This window comes from Thermovibrio guaymasensis, assembly GCF_003633715.1.
In the GTDB taxonomy this organism is placed as follows: domain Bacteria; phylum Aquificota; class Aquificia; order Desulfurobacteriales; family Desulfurobacteriaceae; genus Thermovibrio; species Thermovibrio guaymasensis.
In genome coordinates, this window is the sequence record NZ_RBIE01000001.1 from 470,861 (window position 1) to 485,750 (window position 14,890).

Consider the following 14,890-nt stretch of genomic DNA (forward strand, 5'->3'; position numbering starts at 1 on the left):
TTCTTGCTTCTAATACTAAATATAGGTTATCTAAAACTAATTGTCAATTAATCTAAAATAATTCTTTATGTTTTTGCAAGAACAAAGTGAAGTTCTGCTTTGGTTGTACGCTTTGATCAGAGAGGGTGTAAAATTTCAATTGTTTAAGTTTTTCTTGGAGGGTTTATGTCTACCTGTTTTAACTACCACGTAAAAACCGCCCATACTCTTGAGAGTTTGAGGAAACCCCACTTCCTTGACTGGAGCAACTACCCGAGTCCCTTTAAGGTTTACCCTGAAGTTAGGAAGTTTAAGCTCTTACCTTTTAAAGGGTTTACAGGGGAGACCGTAGATACGCTCTACAGGCTTTGCAATGAGGCTGCAGCTGAAGAAATTGACTTTCAGGAGCTTTCCAATCTTTGCTTTTCAATGAACGGAATTACGAAGGTTGAAAACTTTCACGGAGAGCCTTTCGGCTTTAGGGCTACTCCTTCTGCCGGAGCTCTATACCCCTTTGAGCTCTACCTGTTTGTTGAGAGGCTTTCTGAAGTTCCAGACGGGATTTACCACTATCAGCCTTTAGACCACTCTTTGGAGCTCCTTTTAGAGGGGAACTACAGGGAGGCCTTTGAGAATGCCCTCTGTTGTCAAATACCCGGAAACTTCGTCGCTTTAGTATCAACCATTTATGGAAGGAGCGTCTGGAAGTACAGGGCAAGGGCTTACCGCTACTGCCTCCTTGATTCTGGCCATATGGTCTCTAACGGTGTTGCCTACCTTCGCTCTATAGGTGTTGAAGGAACCGCACTCTCCCTCTTCAGGGACGACTCTGTTAACTCCCTTTTAGGCCTTGACGGAGAGAACGAGTTTGTCCTCTGTGCCCTTTTACCCGGTAAACCACCCCTGTACTTGGGAGATGAAGTCATTCTAACTTCTTCCTTTCCTAAGTCAATTCCAGTTTTAAGAAAGCCTGTCTATGAACCTGAAATAGTTAACGCCCACCTTGACGGAAAGATCGATTCCTGCGAGTTCTTTAGACCTTTCCCTGAACCGGTTCAAGGCATTCCGGAAGCCCACTCCTTACCTCTTTCTCAGACGATTTTAAAGAGGCGTTCAAGGAGGGATTTTACCGGTAGTGAAATGCCCTTTGAGGACTTTAAGCTGATTTTAGAGTCGTCCCTCCTGTGTTTCCCTTCCGACTGGGGATTCCCAAGGTTAAACTTCTTCGTCCAGGTTAAGAACGTTGAGGGTCTAGAGGACGGCATCTACACGGTAGTGGATGGGGAACTTGCCCTTTACAGGAGGGGAGATTTCTCAAGGGAAATTTCAGCCCTCTGTCTCTCTCAGCGCTTTATTTCACTTGCAAACTTTAACGTTATCTTTACTCTTGATTTTGAAGGAGCTTTAAACTGCCGGCAGTATAGGGGAGCTCTCCTTGAAGCAGGAGCTCTCGGAGAGAACCTTTACCTCTCTTCAGAGAGCCTAAATCACGGTGCCTGCGGCATAGGTGCCTTTTACGACTTTGACCTTCAAAAGTTCTTGAGTCTTAAGAGAAGCGAACTTCCCGTTTACGTCGTATCTGTAGGCGTTTTGACTTGAAAAAAACTTGCGTTTAGCGTTTTTGCAAATATATTTCTAACTAAGTTATTAACACTACTTATATTGTTCGCCACCGCCTAACTTAGGCAAGTTCAAACCTTAATTAAAGGAGTGCTCCAGTGCAGATTCCCGGATTTAGCTCAATAGAAGAGGTGGAGAAGGCTTTTAACTTTAAAATTCCCAAGGATGAGAAGAAAAGGCTTGAAAAAGTTGTTGAAAGACACCCCATGTTTATTCCAGATTATTACGCAGGCCTTATAGACTGGAGTGACCCAAACGATCCAATAAAGAACATAATATTCCCCAGCGTTGATGAGCTTGACGTTTCCGGTTCCTACGATACCAGTGGAGAGAAGGAGAATACAGTTTTAACCGGCCTCCAGCACAAGTACAGGGAGACGGCCCTCCTCCTCGTAACAAACAGGTGTGCCGGTTACTGTCGCCACTGCTTTAGGAAGAGGCTGGTAGGAATTCCGACGAACGAGACCCTAAAGCTCTTTGATAGGGCCGTTGAGTACATTAAAGAGCACCCTGAGATAACGAACGTCCTTATCTCAGGAGGAGACCCCCTCGTCCTTCCAACCGACGTTATTGAGTACTTCCTATCAGAACTTTCAAAAATTCCTCACTTAAAGTTTATTAGGTTTGGTAGCAGGGTTCCGGTTTTCTACCCTATGAGGATTTATGAAGATAGTAAGCTCCTTGAGGTACTCTCTAAGTACTCAACTCCCGAGAGGAGAGTTTACCTAGTAACCCACTTTAACCATCCCAATGAGGTAACAAAGGAGGCAAGGAAGGCCGTTGATTCTTTAATTAGGAGCGGTGTTCCCGTAAGTAACCAGACGGTCCTTCTAAAGGGAGTTAACGACGACCCTGATGTCCTTTCAACTTTGATGAAGGAGATAACTTCAGCTGGGGTTATACCCTACTACGTTTTCCAGTGTAGGCCCGTTAAGAGGGTTAAGACCCACTTTCAAGTTCCCCTTAAGAAGGGTTATGAGATCGTTGAGAAGGCAAAGCAGAAGCTTGACGGTCATGCGAAGCGCTTTAGGTACATAATGTCCCACAAAACTGGAAAGATTGAGATTGTTGGAATTATTGGAAATGAGATTTACTTAAAGTACCACCAGTGTAAAGATCCTAAGAAGGTTGGAAAGCTCTTTAAGAGACTCTTAACTCCCCATGCAGGCTGGCTTGATGATTTAAAACCTGTTAAAGAGGAGGTTCTCGTTTAGTTAATTCTTTATAAATTCTCCTAAAAAACTCCCTCTCCCTTAGGCCTGGGTGGGGGAGTTTTAGTTTTTCTGTATCCACTGTTAAATTTCCCCACGTAGCTATATCTACATCTATAACTCTCGGTCCCCACCTGTAGGTAGGATATCTACCAGCCCTTTTCTCTATCCACTTTAAAAGATTTAGGAGCTCAAAGGGCGGATGATAAGTTTCAACCAAGACTCCCTTATTTAAAAAGGGGGGTTGCTCTTTAATGCCAAAAGGGGGAGTTTGAATGAGGGAGCTCTCCTTTAAGACGTTTCCTACAAACTTCTTTATTAAGTCAATTGCCCTTTCTATGTTCTCTTTCCTGTTTCCTAAGTTACTTCCCAGTATTAAAACCGCCTTCAAAGGTTCCCCCTTAGAGCTCCTCCTTCAACATTTTCGTTAGAAGTTGAATTGCCTTTTTGGCTGCCTTTCTCCTTATTGCGTTCCTCCTCTTTACCGGGTCTGGGTGCTTATCCTCAAAGATAAACTTGAATACCTCTACCCTGTCCTTAACCGAAACTCCTATGAAGGTTAGACCTACCGGCTTCTCAGGGCTCCCTCCAGAGGGACCGGCAATACCTGTGGTTGAAACTGCACAATCGGTTCCGGTGAGCTCCTTTACTCCTAAAACCATCTCCCTTGCAGTTTCCTGACTTACAGCTCCGAACTTTAACAGGGTTTCTGCTCTAACCCCGAGAACCTTCATCTTTACTCTGTTGTCGTAGGCTACTACTCCTCCCATGAAGTAGCTGGAGCTACCGGGAACATTTACAATCCTTGCAGCGACGAGTCCTCCTGTGCAGCTTTCTGCAGTTGATACAGTTAGTCCTAGTTTTTCCATTAGCTCTTTTAGTTCAAACTCTACTTTCATATTCCCTCCAGAACCCTATTATTATAAGTCTACAATAGTTTTTGTAAGATATTCACTACTCAAAAATTGGAGGTTCCGATGTTCTCCCTTCCAGACCACATAAAGAAGGTTAAGGTTTACGAGCCGGGAAAGCCTGAAGAGGAGTTAAAGAGGGAGTTAGGGCTTAAGGAGATAGTTAAGCTTGCCTCTAACGAAAACCCGTTAGGGCCTTGTCCTTCAGCCGTAAGGGCAATAATTGAAGACCTTAAGAACCTGAACCGCTATCCGGACGGTAACTCCTACTATCTCAAGAAGAAACTATCTGAGAAGCTGAACGTTAAGCCGGAGAATATATTTTTAGGGCTCGGTTCAAACGAAGCCCTTGATATAGTTTCAAGGGCCTATTTAAGGCCCGGTCTTAACGCAGTTTACAGTGAAAAGTCCTTTGCAGTTTACCCTATTGTTGTTCAGCTTTCAGGAGCCGACCATAAGGTTGTGAAGGCAAAGGATAACTACTACATGGACCTTAAAGCCCACCTTGATGCAATAGACGAAAATACCGCCGTTGTGTTCTTGGCAAATCCTAATAACCCCACCGGAACGGCCTTTAGCAGGAAGGAGTTTGAGGAGTTCTTGAAGGAGTTTCCAGACGACGTTCTCCTAGTCCTTGATGAGGCCTACTACGAGTACGCTGTAGGCTCCGGTTTTGACGTTCCCAACGGAGTGGACTACATCTACGAGAAGAACGTTCTCGTGACGAGGACATTTTCAAAGATTTACGGTCTTGCAGGTTTAAGGCTCGGCTATGCAGTGGGAAGGAAGGAGATAATTGCCGATATGAACCGTATCCGCCAACCCTTCAACGTTACCCGTCCGGCCCAGATCGGCGGAGCAGCTGCTCTTGATGATAACATGTTCATCAAACACTCTCAGGTTGTAAACGAGGAGGGAAAGAAGTACCTGTATAAAGAGTTTGAAAGGTTGGGTTTAAAGTACGTTCCAACCTGTGCCAACTTTATTTTGGTTGACGTAGGCTTTCCAAGTAGGGAAGTATTCAACAGGCTTTTAAAGAAAGGCGTAATTGTAAGGGCTATGGATGGTTACGGTTTCCCTACCCATATAAGGGTGACTATCGGTACTATGAGGGAGAATATCTTCTTTATAAATAAACTGATAGAGGTTCTTGAAGAACTGAAGGATGAGGCGCTATGAAGAAGTTGATTCTGTTGACCCTCTTTCCCCTGATTTTCTCAGGGTGTTCTTGTAAGCTGCAGACCAAAGTGGAAAAGCAGATGTTAAAGGTTACCGGAGGGAAGTTTACAGTTAAGGTTTACAGCTGCGGTAAGCTGGTTGGAGAGTACAGGGGGAAGGGTTACGTCTGGTTTGAGGAAAGTTAAAGATAAGAAACATACGGGAGTTGTTACTTTTAAGGATGAGAGGGGCCATATAATAAGGGTAGGTGCCTTTGGAGGAGTTGTAATAGTAGATTACGAGTAGGGAAGGAAGATGAAGATAGCCCACGTTTCAGACACCCACTTAGGGTATGTTCAGTACCACTTAAGGGAAAGGAAGGAGGACTTTTTTAGGGCCTTTAAACTGGTCGTAGATAGGGTTATTGAGGAAGGAGTTGACGTCCTCGTCCACTCTGGAGACCTCTTTGAGAGCTACCACCCAGACGTTGAGAGCTTATCCTTTGCCATTGACCAGTTTAAGAGGTTGAAAGAGGTCGGAATTGAGGTAGTTGCCATAACTGGCAACCACGATAGGGCTTTGAGGAAAGGAACGGCTCCCCCCCATAAGATTCTGTCTCAGCTTGGTCTTTTAAAACTCCTTGATCCTTTTGGTGAACTTGAAGTTAAGGGAATTTACTTTGCAGGCTTCCGCTACTTACCAAAGAGGTTCCTTGAAGCCTTTAGGGAGGAAAACTTCCATAAGTTTGAAGAGAGGGCAAAGGAAAGAGGGACTTCAGTTTTAGTTCTTCATCAGGCAGTTGACCCTTTTATATCCTATTCAGGACACCATCCTGATGCTTATGAGGTTTTAGCCGCTAAACTTCCGAAAGGGTTCAGTTACTACGCAGCCGGCCACATTCACCTCTTTAGGAAAGAGAGACTCCATCAGGGCATCTTCTCCTACGCCGGTTCTACTGAGTTTAGAAACTCTTCAGAAGCAGAGAGGGGAAGTAGGGGTTTCAACATATTTAACGTTGACTCTAAAGCTCTAGAGAGAATTGAAATTGAGGGTTTGAGGCCTTTTCTAGTCCTTAATACCGACTCTGAGAGGGCACATCAGGAAGTTTCGGAACTCCTTGAAAGGGTTAAATCTGAATCTATTCCTCCCGTTGTCTCAGTAACTTTCAGAGAGACCGGAGAGCCTGCTGAGAAGTTTTCTGAACTTTTCAGAAGGATTGAAGAGAAAGCACTTTACCTTAGAGTTATTAAGAGAACGGTCGCTGAGGAGAGTGGAGATAGTGATTCAAGGGAAGAGCTAAGCTACTCTAAGGCTATTGAGGAGTTCTGTAAGCAGAATAACTTCCCTGAAAAGGTTCGCACTTTAGCCGTTGAGCTTTTAAACCATTCAAGTGAGGACGTTGAAGAGATTATAAGAAGGTACGTAAAGGAAGAGTTGGGAGAACTCTCCCCTCTAATAGAGAAGTACGGAGTTTAAGTTTAATGGGGAAACTTTACGGAGCTCTCCTTGACCTCCTCTTTCCTTCCTTCTGTTCAGTCTGTGGTTCTTTCCTCTTCCTTAACCACAGGGCCGTTGCCTGTAAAGAGTGTTGGGAGAGGGGATTTAAAAAGTATAGTGGTAGAAAATGCAAAAACTGTGGTCACCCTTTAGAACTTCTTCCGGGAAACGGGGAGCTCTGTTTAAGGTGTTTAAAGGAAAACAGAAGTTTCTCCTTTGAAGGCCTCTTCTACTATACCCTTTATGAAGGCCTTCCTGAGGTTGCTATAAGAGAATTGAAGTTTAACAGTTTTAGACCGGTTGCCTATGAGATTGGAAGGGAGGTTTCCGAACACCTTAAAAGGGTAATTAAAGAGATAGGCGCCAATCTAGTTGTTCCTGTTCCGGTTCACAAGTCTACCCTTAAGGAAAGGGGATTTAACCAGACTGAGGAGATTTTAAAGGGAGCGGGCGTTGAATATAGACCTCTCCTTGAAAAGCCCTTTGAGGGAGAGAAGCAATCGGGCTTGGACTTTAAGAGTAGGAGGGAAAATGTTAAGGGACTCTTTGGGGTTAAAAACCTATCTGAACTCTTTGGAAAGAGAGTTCTCCTTTTTGACGACGTCTTTACAACGGGAGCAACTGCAGATGAAATCTCAGAGCTCCTAAAGAAGGGCGGTGCAGAAAAGGTCTTTGTCTATACGGTTGCTTATACGCCTTTAAGAGTAAAGAACGCAGGCAACTCTATGGCTCTCAGAGAGTTCTAAAAGCTTCACGTTAAACTTAAGGCATTCCTTTTTTCTGTATGGACACCTTGGGTAAAAAGGGCATCCCGTTTCTACTTCACTTTCCTCACCGGTCTCTTTGAACTTTACCCTACTTCCAGGTAAGGATGAAATCAGGAGTTTAGTGTAGGGGTGAGCACTTTGGGTAAAAACATCCCTTGAACTTCCCTCTTCAACTATAAATCCTTTGTACATGACAATAACTCTATCACTAACTGCCTCTACAACCGGTAGGGAGTGGGATATGAAGAAGTAGGAGAGGTTTAAATTTTCCTGGAGCTCTAGGAAAAGGTTTACAATCTGTGATTGAACCGAGACATCAAGGGCGCTTGTAGGTTCATCAGCAACTATTAGTTCAGGTTTAAGGGCTACTGCCCTTGCAATTGCGACTCTCTGTTTCTGTCCTCCAGAGAGCTGATGTGGGTACTTAAAGAGGGAGCTCTCAGATAGGTTAACCATTTTAATTAGCTCCCTTGCCCTTTCAAGGAGCTCCTCTTTCTCCAAATCGTCGTTAATCTTTAAGCCTTCCGTAACAATTTCCCAGATTCTCATTCTAGGGTTTAGAGAGTTTGAGGGGTTTTGAAAAACTGCCTGAATGTTTCTCCTGTAAACCCTGTACTCTTCTCCTTTCAGTTTCCCTATCTCCTTTCCCTTAAATAGGACCTTTCCCGAAGTTAGCCTTTCAAGGTCTAGGATAATTTTTCCAAGGGTAGACTTTCCGCAGCCGCTCTCCCCTATTACACCTAGAGTTTCTCCCGGGTAGACTTTTAATGAAACCCCTCCCAATGCCCTTAAGAACTTCTCTACCCTACCGAAGAAGTTCCTCTTTATCGGGTATAGCTTTACTACTTCTTTAACTTCAACTATCGGTTCCATTAGTAGCTGTGCTCCGGACCGGGGAATTTGCCACTTTTAACTTCCTCAATGAACTCTTTAACTGCCCTCTCAGCCTTTTCTCCGAGCTCTGCGTACCTCTTAACGAACTTGGGTTTAAACTCCTTAAAGAGTCCTACCATATCGTGAAAGACCAGGACTTGACCGTCACAGTAAGGGCCGGCTCCGATTCCTATCGTCGGTATTTTTAAAGTTTCTGTTATCTCCTTTGCAAGGTCCGAAGGAACCTTTTCAAGGACTACAGCGAAAGCTCCTGCCTCTTCAACTGCTTTTGCATCCTCTAAAATCCTCCTTCTCTCCTCCTCCTCTTTACCCCTTAATCTGTATCCTCCGTAGAGGTTTACGCTTTGGGGCTGGAGTCCTACGTGGCCCATTACCGGAATCCCTGCTTCAACTATTGCCCTGATGGTTTCAGCCTGTTCAACCCCTCCTTCCACTTTAACAGCGTTAGCTCCTGCTTCCTTTAGTGCCCTACCTGCGTTTAAAACTGCATCCCTCTTTCCCGTTTGGTAGGAGAGGAAGGGCATGTCAAAGATAACTAGAGCGTTTTGAGTTCCCCTAACTACTGCTTTTGTGTGGTGAATCATCTCATCCATTGTTACCTGAAGAGTTGAAGGGTATCCCAGAACTACCATTGCCAGGGAGTCACCGACGAGGATTCCGTCAACTCCGGCCGAGTCAACTATCTTTGCTGTAAGGTAATCGTAGGCGGTGAGGATTACTATTTTCTCACCCTTTTCCTTTTTCCTTAAAAAGTCCGTAACTGTTACCATTATTCCTCCTTACAGGCTGGGACTTCCGCCAGCCAAGGGACGAACTCTTTAATCATCTTTAGGTAGCTTTTGTACCTTACGCAGGGTATCTCTCCTCTTATTACCGCTTCTCTAACCTGACATCCCTCCTCTTCAAGGTGGAGGCAGTCTGTGAACTTACAGCTGTACTTTAAGAACTCTGGAAAGTGTAGTCTTACTTCCTCTTTATCCATAAAGTTGAGGGCTTCAACCCTTGAAAAGCCCGGAGCGTCTCCGATAAAGCCCCTTTCAAAGGGGATAAGCCTGACCTCTCTTGTTGTGTGCTTTCCCCTTTCGCTTTTTTTGCTAATTTCTCCGGTCTTTAAATCAACCCCTGTTATCTCAGAGATTAGGGAGCTCTTTCCAACTCCGCTGGATCCTGCAAATATTGTAGTTCCCTCTGTTAGAGTTTCCTTTAGCTCTCTTATCCCTTCCTTAGTTTGGGTGCTTGTTTCTATTACCCTGTATCCTGCATTACTGTAGATATCCTTCCACCTTTTAAGCTCTTCCTTTTCTTCACCCTCAAGGAGGTCAACTTTATTAAAGACGATTACCTGTTCAAGGCCAATGTGGTCGTAAACTACAAGCAGGTTATCCAGGAGGAAGTTATTGAAAGGTGGGTTCTTTAAGGTTGAGACTATAACGACCCTATCAACGTTTGCTATCGGTGGGCGAATAAGGAGGTTCTTCCTCTCTAAAACCCTTTCAATTGCAAAGGTTGAATTGTCAACAACTCTGCCTTCAACCCTATCTCCAGCAAAGATTTTCTCCTTCTTCCTCACTTTCCCTAGAGGTATTCCCCTGTAGGTTTTACCTTCTTCTGGAACTAGAACGGTTAGTTTTTGTCCCGCTCTTTCTACTACAATTCCTTCAGCCATACTCTCTCCAGTTTCCTTAGTTTTACCTAAATATTATAGTTTTAGGAGGTAAGTGTGGTTGAGAGAACAGGAGTTTCGGATAAAGGAGAAGTTTTTAAGAGGTTACAGGAGGAAGGTTATACAAACCTTTACGTTTGGAGTGATTTTCCGGGAACTTACTACGATTGGCATACCCATCCCTTTAATGAAGTAAGGTGGGTTCTTGAGGGGGAGATTACCATTGGAACAGAAAGGGAAGTAGTAACTTTAAGGGCCGGTGATAGGCTTGACGTTCCTGCGGGAACCCGCCACTGGGCAAAAGTTGGGAAGGACGGAGTTATTTACGTTTGCGGTAGTAAAGTTTGAGGAGAGGGTTCCTCCCTCTCCCCTTTAGAAGTTCCTCTTCTTGTAAACCTCAACTGGAGTTATGCTCTTTTCAACTATCTCTTTTGTTCCGAAGACTCCAAGCTGTTCAAAGAGGAAACGGAACTTCTCGTATAGGGCTTTCATCATCGGTTCTTTTACCTCTTTAGGTAAGTCCCAGAACTTCTTCTTGAACTTTCCAAAGGCTTTCTTCCTGGTTTTGTAGATAAACTGCTGTTCTGTCCAGCCTTCCTTCCACTCATTTTTCAGTTCTGTCTTGAGCCAACTGTAGATTTCCTCTTTAAAGTCCTCTGGTAGGTGGTCGTAAATTATGTTCTGGAACCCTGTTGCAAGGTGGATTTCTGCAGTTTTAACTTCTGGAAATTTGTGAAAGAGTTCATCCGGAAGTGTTGAAGCTCCGTGCTGAACGGCTCCCGCCATCTGATACTTCTTCCTTGCAACTTCTCCAATCTTCTCAAGGACCGAGAAGTCAAGTTTTACTTCTGCAATTCTTCCGTCGGGAAGGGGGATTCCTCCGTGTTCCGTTCCCGTTTGAACTGATATCTTACTTATATGTGGAATGTTTTCACCGTACTTCCTAAGCTCTTCTAAATACCCTTCCATGAAGGCTTCAAATTCCTCAGGAGTTGAGTTCTTTCCTCCTATGTGGCCGATCTCTCCACCAACGGATACGGTAATCCCTTCAGGCTCAATCTCTCTAATGAATGCAGTCATTTTTGCAGTATTAAGGTAGTTATGGTACTGCTGCTCTTTGAGGGTCGGCTTTGAGTAGTCAACCAACGTTGATGGGTCAATGTCTATGTTGTAAAAGTCTGCTTCTATTGCCTCTTTTGTAAGGGCTCTTATGCTTTCAAGTTCTTTTTCTGGGTCTTTGGCGTAATTTTTTGCGTTAAACTGGAAGTGGTCTCCCTGAATGAAGACGGGACCTCTGAACCCTTCCTTAATTGCCGCTGCCAGCGCACATGCTGTGTACTCTGCAGGCCTTTGGTCGGTGTAGCCTATTTCAGACTTTGCAATTTCAAGGATGAAAGCTCCTACCTCTTCTTCCTTTGCCAGTTTAAAGACTTGTCTCATAACGTCGTAAGTTATTCCTCTTATGTTCATGGCGGGAACTGTGAACCACTTTGGGAGCTCCTCTCTAGCCATCGGTCCCGTATAGAGGTCGTGGATTGAGGAGGGAACTATCCTAAGGTCAAGAGCTGCTGCCCTTATTACCCACCTTGAGACATCTTTGGCTTCCTCGTCTCCGAATACTGCTGTGTAGATAAGGTCATCTATCAGTTCCTCTTTAAGTTTCCTTTCGTCTAGCACCTTTACTCTATCCTCTTCGAGCTCTAATACGCCGTCAAGTTCTCTGAGGATTTCCTCCTTTGTTAGGACTCTCATTCTTCCCTCCGTCGGTTTTTATCAACTGAATTTTATTAAAATTCCTAATCTATGAAGAGGTTAATTGGAGCTCTTTTACTGATTCTCCTCTGTGCTGGTTGTGGAGCTCAGAAGAGGGTAATTTTTATTCCGAAGAGTTCCCGTAAGCCCGTCTCTTCGGCGTGTAAGTATACCTACACTGTTAGCGGTAAAAAGTACTGTGTTAGGAGGAGTTATAGGGGGTTTGTTCAGGTCGGGATTGCCTCCTGGTACGGCCCTGGTTTCCATGGAAGTAGGACTGCAAGCGGTGAAATCTACGACATGTATAAGCTCACTGCTGCCCATAAAACCCTTCCCCTTGGAACTTACGTTAAGGTAATAAACCTTGAAAATGGGAAGAGCGTTATCGTAAAAGTTAACGATAGAGGTCCTTTCGTTAAGGGAAGGATAATTGACCTCTCTTACGCTGCTGCAAAGAAAATTGGAATGCTCAGGAAAGGAACGGCTAAGGTAAAGATAATTGCCCTCGGTAAGAGGGTTGATCACAGGTATAAGCCGGTTCCTTACAGTAAGGGAAGGTTCTTTGTTCAAGTAGGGGCATTTAGGAATAAGCTGAACGCCTATAAGTTTAAGTGGCTCGTTTCTAAGAAGGGCTACAGGGCTAAAGTTGTTAAGCTTAGAGGATATTACAGGGTTTTTGTCGGTCCTGTTTCAACTTATTCTAAAGCAGAGAGGCTTAAAAGGGAACTGCTAAAAAGGGGATTTGACGGTTCCTTTATAGTTTCCCTTTAGGAGGTAATCTTTGAAGAGTTTAACCGACTTTGACGTTCTTGATTTACCGAGTAAAACTTACGACGTTGTGGTAGCTGGTAGTGGAGCAGCAGGCCTCTTCTGTGCAATAGTATTGAGGGAGCTCGGTTTAAATCCCTGTGTTTTGACTAAGACTACTGCTAGTGAGAGTTCAACGAATCTTGCGCAGGGCGGTATAGCTGTAGCCCTTCCGCAGGAAGATTCTCCCGATTTGCACTTCAACGATACTCTAAGGGCAGGGGCGGGGCTTGTCGTTCCGAAGATGGCCAGGATATTGACTGAGGAGGGAGTTAAGAGGGTTGTTGACCTTTTAAGGTGGGGAGCTAGGTTTGAGAAAGAGCCAAACGGCGTTTTAAAGTTTACGAAGGAGGCGGCTCACTCGGTTCCAAGAATTGTTTATTACGAGGATAGGACAGGGGAAGAAGTTCAGAGGACCCTTCTTAATAGGTACTCTGGTGAGCTTGTTGAAGGGGCTAAGTTAAGGGAGCTCCTTGTTAAGGATAACAGGTGCTACGGAGTTTTAGCAGAAGTTGACGGTCATTTAACCGCCTTCTACGCTCCAGTTACGGTGATAGCGACTGGAGGGGCTGCAGGGATTTACTTGAAGAACACAAACCCACCAACTTCAACTGGAGATGGAATTTCGGCTGCTTTAAGGTGGGGAGCTCTCCTTCAAGACCTTGAGTTTGTCCAGTTCCACCCTACCGCCTTCTGTGACGGTGAAGAGTGTTTCCTGATCTCAGAGGCTGTTAGGGGAGAGGGTGCTATTTTGGTGGACAGGCACGGAAGGCGCTTTATGGGAGACTACCACCACTTGTGGGAGCTTGCACCGAGGGACGTTGTAACTAGGGCTATAGAGAGTCAAAAAGAGCTAACTAACGGAGAAGTCTACCTTGACTTTAGACCTATTGAAAGGAGAGGGATAGATATTTACAAGCGCTTCCCTACTATTACCAAAAAGCTTCTAGAGAGAGGAATAGACCCTAAGAAGGACTTGGTTCCGATAACTCCAGTTGCCCACTACTATATAGGTGGGATTAAAGTTGATACTTTTGGAAGGTCCTCTATAGAGGGGCTCTTTGCAGTTGGGGAGGCTTCCTGCACCGGAGTTCACGGAGCAAATAGACTTGCAAGTAACTCCCTTTTAGAGTGTTTTGTTTTTGGAAACAGGGCATCTTACGGTGTCTATAGGGACTTTATCTACTTAAGTAGGGATTTTGCCGAAGTCAGAGTTAGGGCTAGCTCTTACCCTAAAAGGGGTCACTCAAGTTATACCCTTAAAAGGGTAAAGGAGATTATGTGGGAAAAGGTTGGAATCATTAGAAGTGCTGAGAGACTGACTTCTGCAATAGATGAGCTTTCAAAGATAGCCCTTTCAGATTCTCCCTGGGAGGTTAGGAGTTCTGCGATCCTTGGCCTTGCAATAGCCGTTAGCGCCATGAGGAGGGAGGAAAGTAGGGGAGGTCACTTTAGGAAAGATTTTCCCTATGAGAGGGAGGAGTTCAGAAAGCACTCTCAGTTTAGCCTTAGCGATCTGGAGAACTTACTTTAGGGGGAGTTAAGCAGGAAACCTTTTAGCATTCTGTAGTTCTCTTTAACCTTACTGAGCTCTACCCACTCGTTCTTCTGGTGGGCTTGGTGGGGTTGGCCGGGTCCAAAGTTTACTGCGTCAATTCCGTGGCTTGACAGTTGAGCAACGTCGGTCCAGGCCTGTTTTGGCTCAACTTTTATTTTGTACTCTTTTAGGAAATTTTCCAAAATTGGGTTGTCAAGGCATGCCCTTGCTGACGGAGAGACGTCTGTGAAGATTACCTGGTCTGCTTCAGTTTTCCTTCCAAACTCTTTAAGTTCCTCTATGGCCTCTTCTTGAGTTTTCGTTGGAGAAAAGCGATAGTTTAGGTTAACTTTAAACTCCTCTGGAATTATGTTCCTTCCGCCTTTATACTCAACCATAGTTGCGTTTAAAACTTCGTAGTAAGTGAGGTTTCCTACGGTATAAGGTTTAGGTTTAAGTCCTCTTAAGAAGTTTAGGAGTTTATCCGCCTTATGAATTGCATTTTCTCCTTCCCAAGGTCTTGCTGAGTGGGCTCTTTTTCCTTTAAAGACAAACCATGCATGGATTACGCCTAAGCACCCTACTTGAACGGTGTTATCGGTAGGTTCAAGAACGAAGGCAAAGTCAATTTTCTTTAAGAGCTCTTCGTGTTTTCTAAATAGGGTTCTTAACCCGTTATCTTCGTAAGGTCCTTCCTCTTTTTCGTATAGGATAAAAAATAGGTTGTACTTGCTCTCAGAACCCTTCAGGTCTTCCGCTATTTTAAGTAGGACTGCATCTCCGGCCTTCATATCACTGGCACCAAGGCCGTAAAGTCTGCCCTCTTTAATCTGGCCGCTGAACTCATTTTCTCCAGGAACCGTATCAAGGTGACCTACGAGTGCAACTGTTTTTTTACTTTCTTCAATTTCTGTGTGGGCGATAATTGAGTTTTTCTCCCTTAAAAGGGAGAGCTTCGGGTTTTTTTTGAGGAATCCTTGGCAGAAGTCTGCTATCTCTTTTTCATTTCCGTATACAGATGGGATTGAGATTAGTTTTTTGAGGAGCTCTACAGGCAAGGAATCCCCCGGAGAGATTTGGAAAGATTTGTTAAA

At 44.5% G+C, this 14,890-nt stretch carries 16 protein-coding genes; 9 read left to right on the top strand and 7 right to left on the bottom strand.

Going from position 1 to position 14,890, the window contains the following annotated elements:
- Nucleotides 1–165 precede the first annotated feature (165 nt).
- Together C7457_RS02620 and C7457_RS02625 are read left to right on the top strand one after the other, a co-directional pair.
- Nucleotides 166–1,578 (top strand): SagB/ThcOx family dehydrogenase, encoded by a 1,413-nt coding sequence (locus tag C7457_RS02620; RefSeq protein WP_121169889.1) that lies wholly within the window; start codon nucleotides 166–168, stop codon nucleotides 1,576–1,578.
- A 119-nt stretch (nucleotides 1,579–1,697) separates the two neighbouring features.
- Nucleotides 1,698–2,813: a KamA family radical SAM protein gene (locus C7457_RS02625; protein WP_121169890.1), complete on the top strand. Its 1,116-nt coding sequence runs from the start codon at nucleotides 1,698–1,700 to the stop codon at nucleotides 2,811–2,813.
- On the opposite strand, the gene folK is transcribed toward C7457_RS02625, so the two are convergent.
- Nucleotides 2,791–3,201: a 2-amino-4-hydroxy-6-hydroxymethyldihydropteridine diphosphokinase gene (folK, locus tag C7457_RS02630; protein WP_121169891.1), complete on the bottom strand. Its 411-nt coding sequence runs from the start codon at nucleotides 3,199–3,201 to the stop codon at nucleotides 2,791–2,793. The two genes, C7457_RS02625 and folK, sit on opposite strands and share 23 nt — an antisense overlap.
- 10 nt (nucleotides 3,202–3,211) lie before the next feature.
- A complete protein-coding gene (locus C7457_RS02635; protein ID WP_121169892.1) occupies nucleotides 3,212–3,709 on the bottom strand; it encodes a CinA family protein in 498 nt (165 codons plus the stop codon).
- Nucleotides 3,710–3,787: 78 nt separating this feature from the next.
- On the opposite strand from C7457_RS02635, the gene hisC reads away from it, so the two are divergent.
- From hisC to C7457_RS02655, 4 genes are all read left to right on the top strand, one after another.
- Nucleotides 3,788–4,900: a histidinol-phosphate transaminase gene (gene hisC / locus C7457_RS02640; RefSeq protein WP_121169893.1), complete on the top strand. Its 1,113-nt coding sequence runs from the start codon at nucleotides 3,788–3,790 to the stop codon at nucleotides 4,898–4,900.
- A complete protein-coding gene (locus tag C7457_RS02645; protein ID WP_245939563.1) occupies nucleotides 4,897–5,085 on the top strand; it encodes a hypothetical protein in 189 nt (62 codons plus the stop codon). The genes hisC and C7457_RS02645 overlap by 4 nt, the downstream gene beginning before the upstream one ends.
- Nucleotides 5,086–5,194: 109 nt before the next feature.
- Nucleotides 5,195–6,355 (top strand): metallophosphoesterase family protein, encoded by a 1,161-nt coding sequence (locus C7457_RS02650; protein ID WP_121169894.1) that lies wholly within the window; start codon nucleotides 5,195–5,197, stop codon nucleotides 6,353–6,355.
- 5 nt (nucleotides 6,356–6,360) lie between these two features.
- Nucleotides 6,361–7,122, top strand: a complete 762-nt coding sequence (locus C7457_RS02655) for a ComF family protein (RefSeq protein WP_121169895.1) — start codon at nucleotides 6,361–6,363, stop codon at nucleotides 7,120–7,122.
- Here the strand turns inward: C7457_RS02655 and C7457_RS02660 are convergent.
- From C7457_RS02660 to rsgA, 3 genes are read right to left on the bottom strand one after another with little or no spacing between them, the layout of a single operon-like run.
- Nucleotides 7,075–8,016, bottom strand: a complete 942-nt coding sequence (locus tag C7457_RS02660) for an oligopeptide/dipeptide ABC transporter ATP-binding protein (protein ID WP_121169896.1) — start codon at nucleotides 8,014–8,016, stop codon at nucleotides 7,075–7,077. The two genes, C7457_RS02655 and C7457_RS02660, sit on opposite strands and share 48 nt — an antisense overlap.
- Entirely contained in the window at nucleotides 8,016–8,810 is a 795-nt protein-coding gene (gene panB, locus C7457_RS02665) for a 3-methyl-2-oxobutanoate hydroxymethyltransferase (RefSeq protein WP_170137362.1), read from the bottom strand. The genes C7457_RS02660 and panB overlap by 1 nt, the downstream gene beginning before the upstream one ends.
- Entirely contained in the window at nucleotides 8,807–9,703 is an 897-nt protein-coding gene (rsgA, locus tag C7457_RS02670) for a ribosome small subunit-dependent GTPase A (protein ID WP_121169898.1), read from the bottom strand. The genes panB and rsgA overlap by 4 nt, the downstream gene beginning before the upstream one ends.
- A gap of 54 nt (nucleotides 9,704–9,757) precedes the next feature.
- Here rsgA and C7457_RS02675 point away from each other — a divergent pair, with 54 nt between their 5' ends.
- Complete coding sequence (locus tag C7457_RS02675; RefSeq protein ID WP_121169899.1) at nucleotides 9,758–10,048, top strand: cupin domain-containing protein; 291 nt, start codon at nucleotides 9,758–9,760, stop codon at nucleotides 10,046–10,048.
- A gap of 24 nt (nucleotides 10,049–10,072) precedes the next feature.
- Here the strand turns inward: C7457_RS02675 and C7457_RS02680 are convergent, their stop codons facing one another.
- Nucleotides 10,073–11,452 (bottom strand): class II fructose-bisphosphate aldolase, encoded by a 1,380-nt coding sequence (locus C7457_RS02680; protein ID WP_121169900.1) that lies wholly within the window; start codon nucleotides 11,450–11,452, stop codon nucleotides 10,073–10,075.
- Nucleotides 11,453–11,503: 51 nt separating this feature from the next.
- On the opposite strand from C7457_RS02680, the gene C7457_RS08950 reads away from it, so the two are divergent.
- On the top strand, nucleotides 11,504–12,223 hold the full coding sequence (locus tag C7457_RS08950) for a septal ring lytic transglycosylase RlpA family protein (RefSeq protein WP_121169901.1): 720 nt from the start codon (nucleotides 11,504–11,506) through the stop codon (nucleotides 12,221–12,223).
- Between the two features lie 10 nt (nucleotides 12,224–12,233).
- Nucleotides 12,234–13,793 carry an L-aspartate oxidase gene (gene nadB / locus C7457_RS02690; RefSeq protein ID WP_121169902.1) on the top strand — a complete coding sequence of 520 codons (1,560 nt, stop codon included), beginning with the start codon at nucleotides 12,234–12,236 and terminating at the stop codon, nucleotides 13,791–13,793.
- Here the strand turns inward: nadB and dapE are convergent.
- Nucleotides 13,790–14,854, bottom strand: a complete 1,065-nt coding sequence (gene dapE, locus C7457_RS02695) for a succinyl-diaminopimelate desuccinylase (protein WP_121169903.1) — start codon at nucleotides 14,852–14,854, stop codon at nucleotides 13,790–13,792. The two genes, nadB and dapE, sit on opposite strands and share 4 nt — an antisense overlap.
- Nucleotides 14,855–14,890 lie beyond the last annotated feature (36 nt).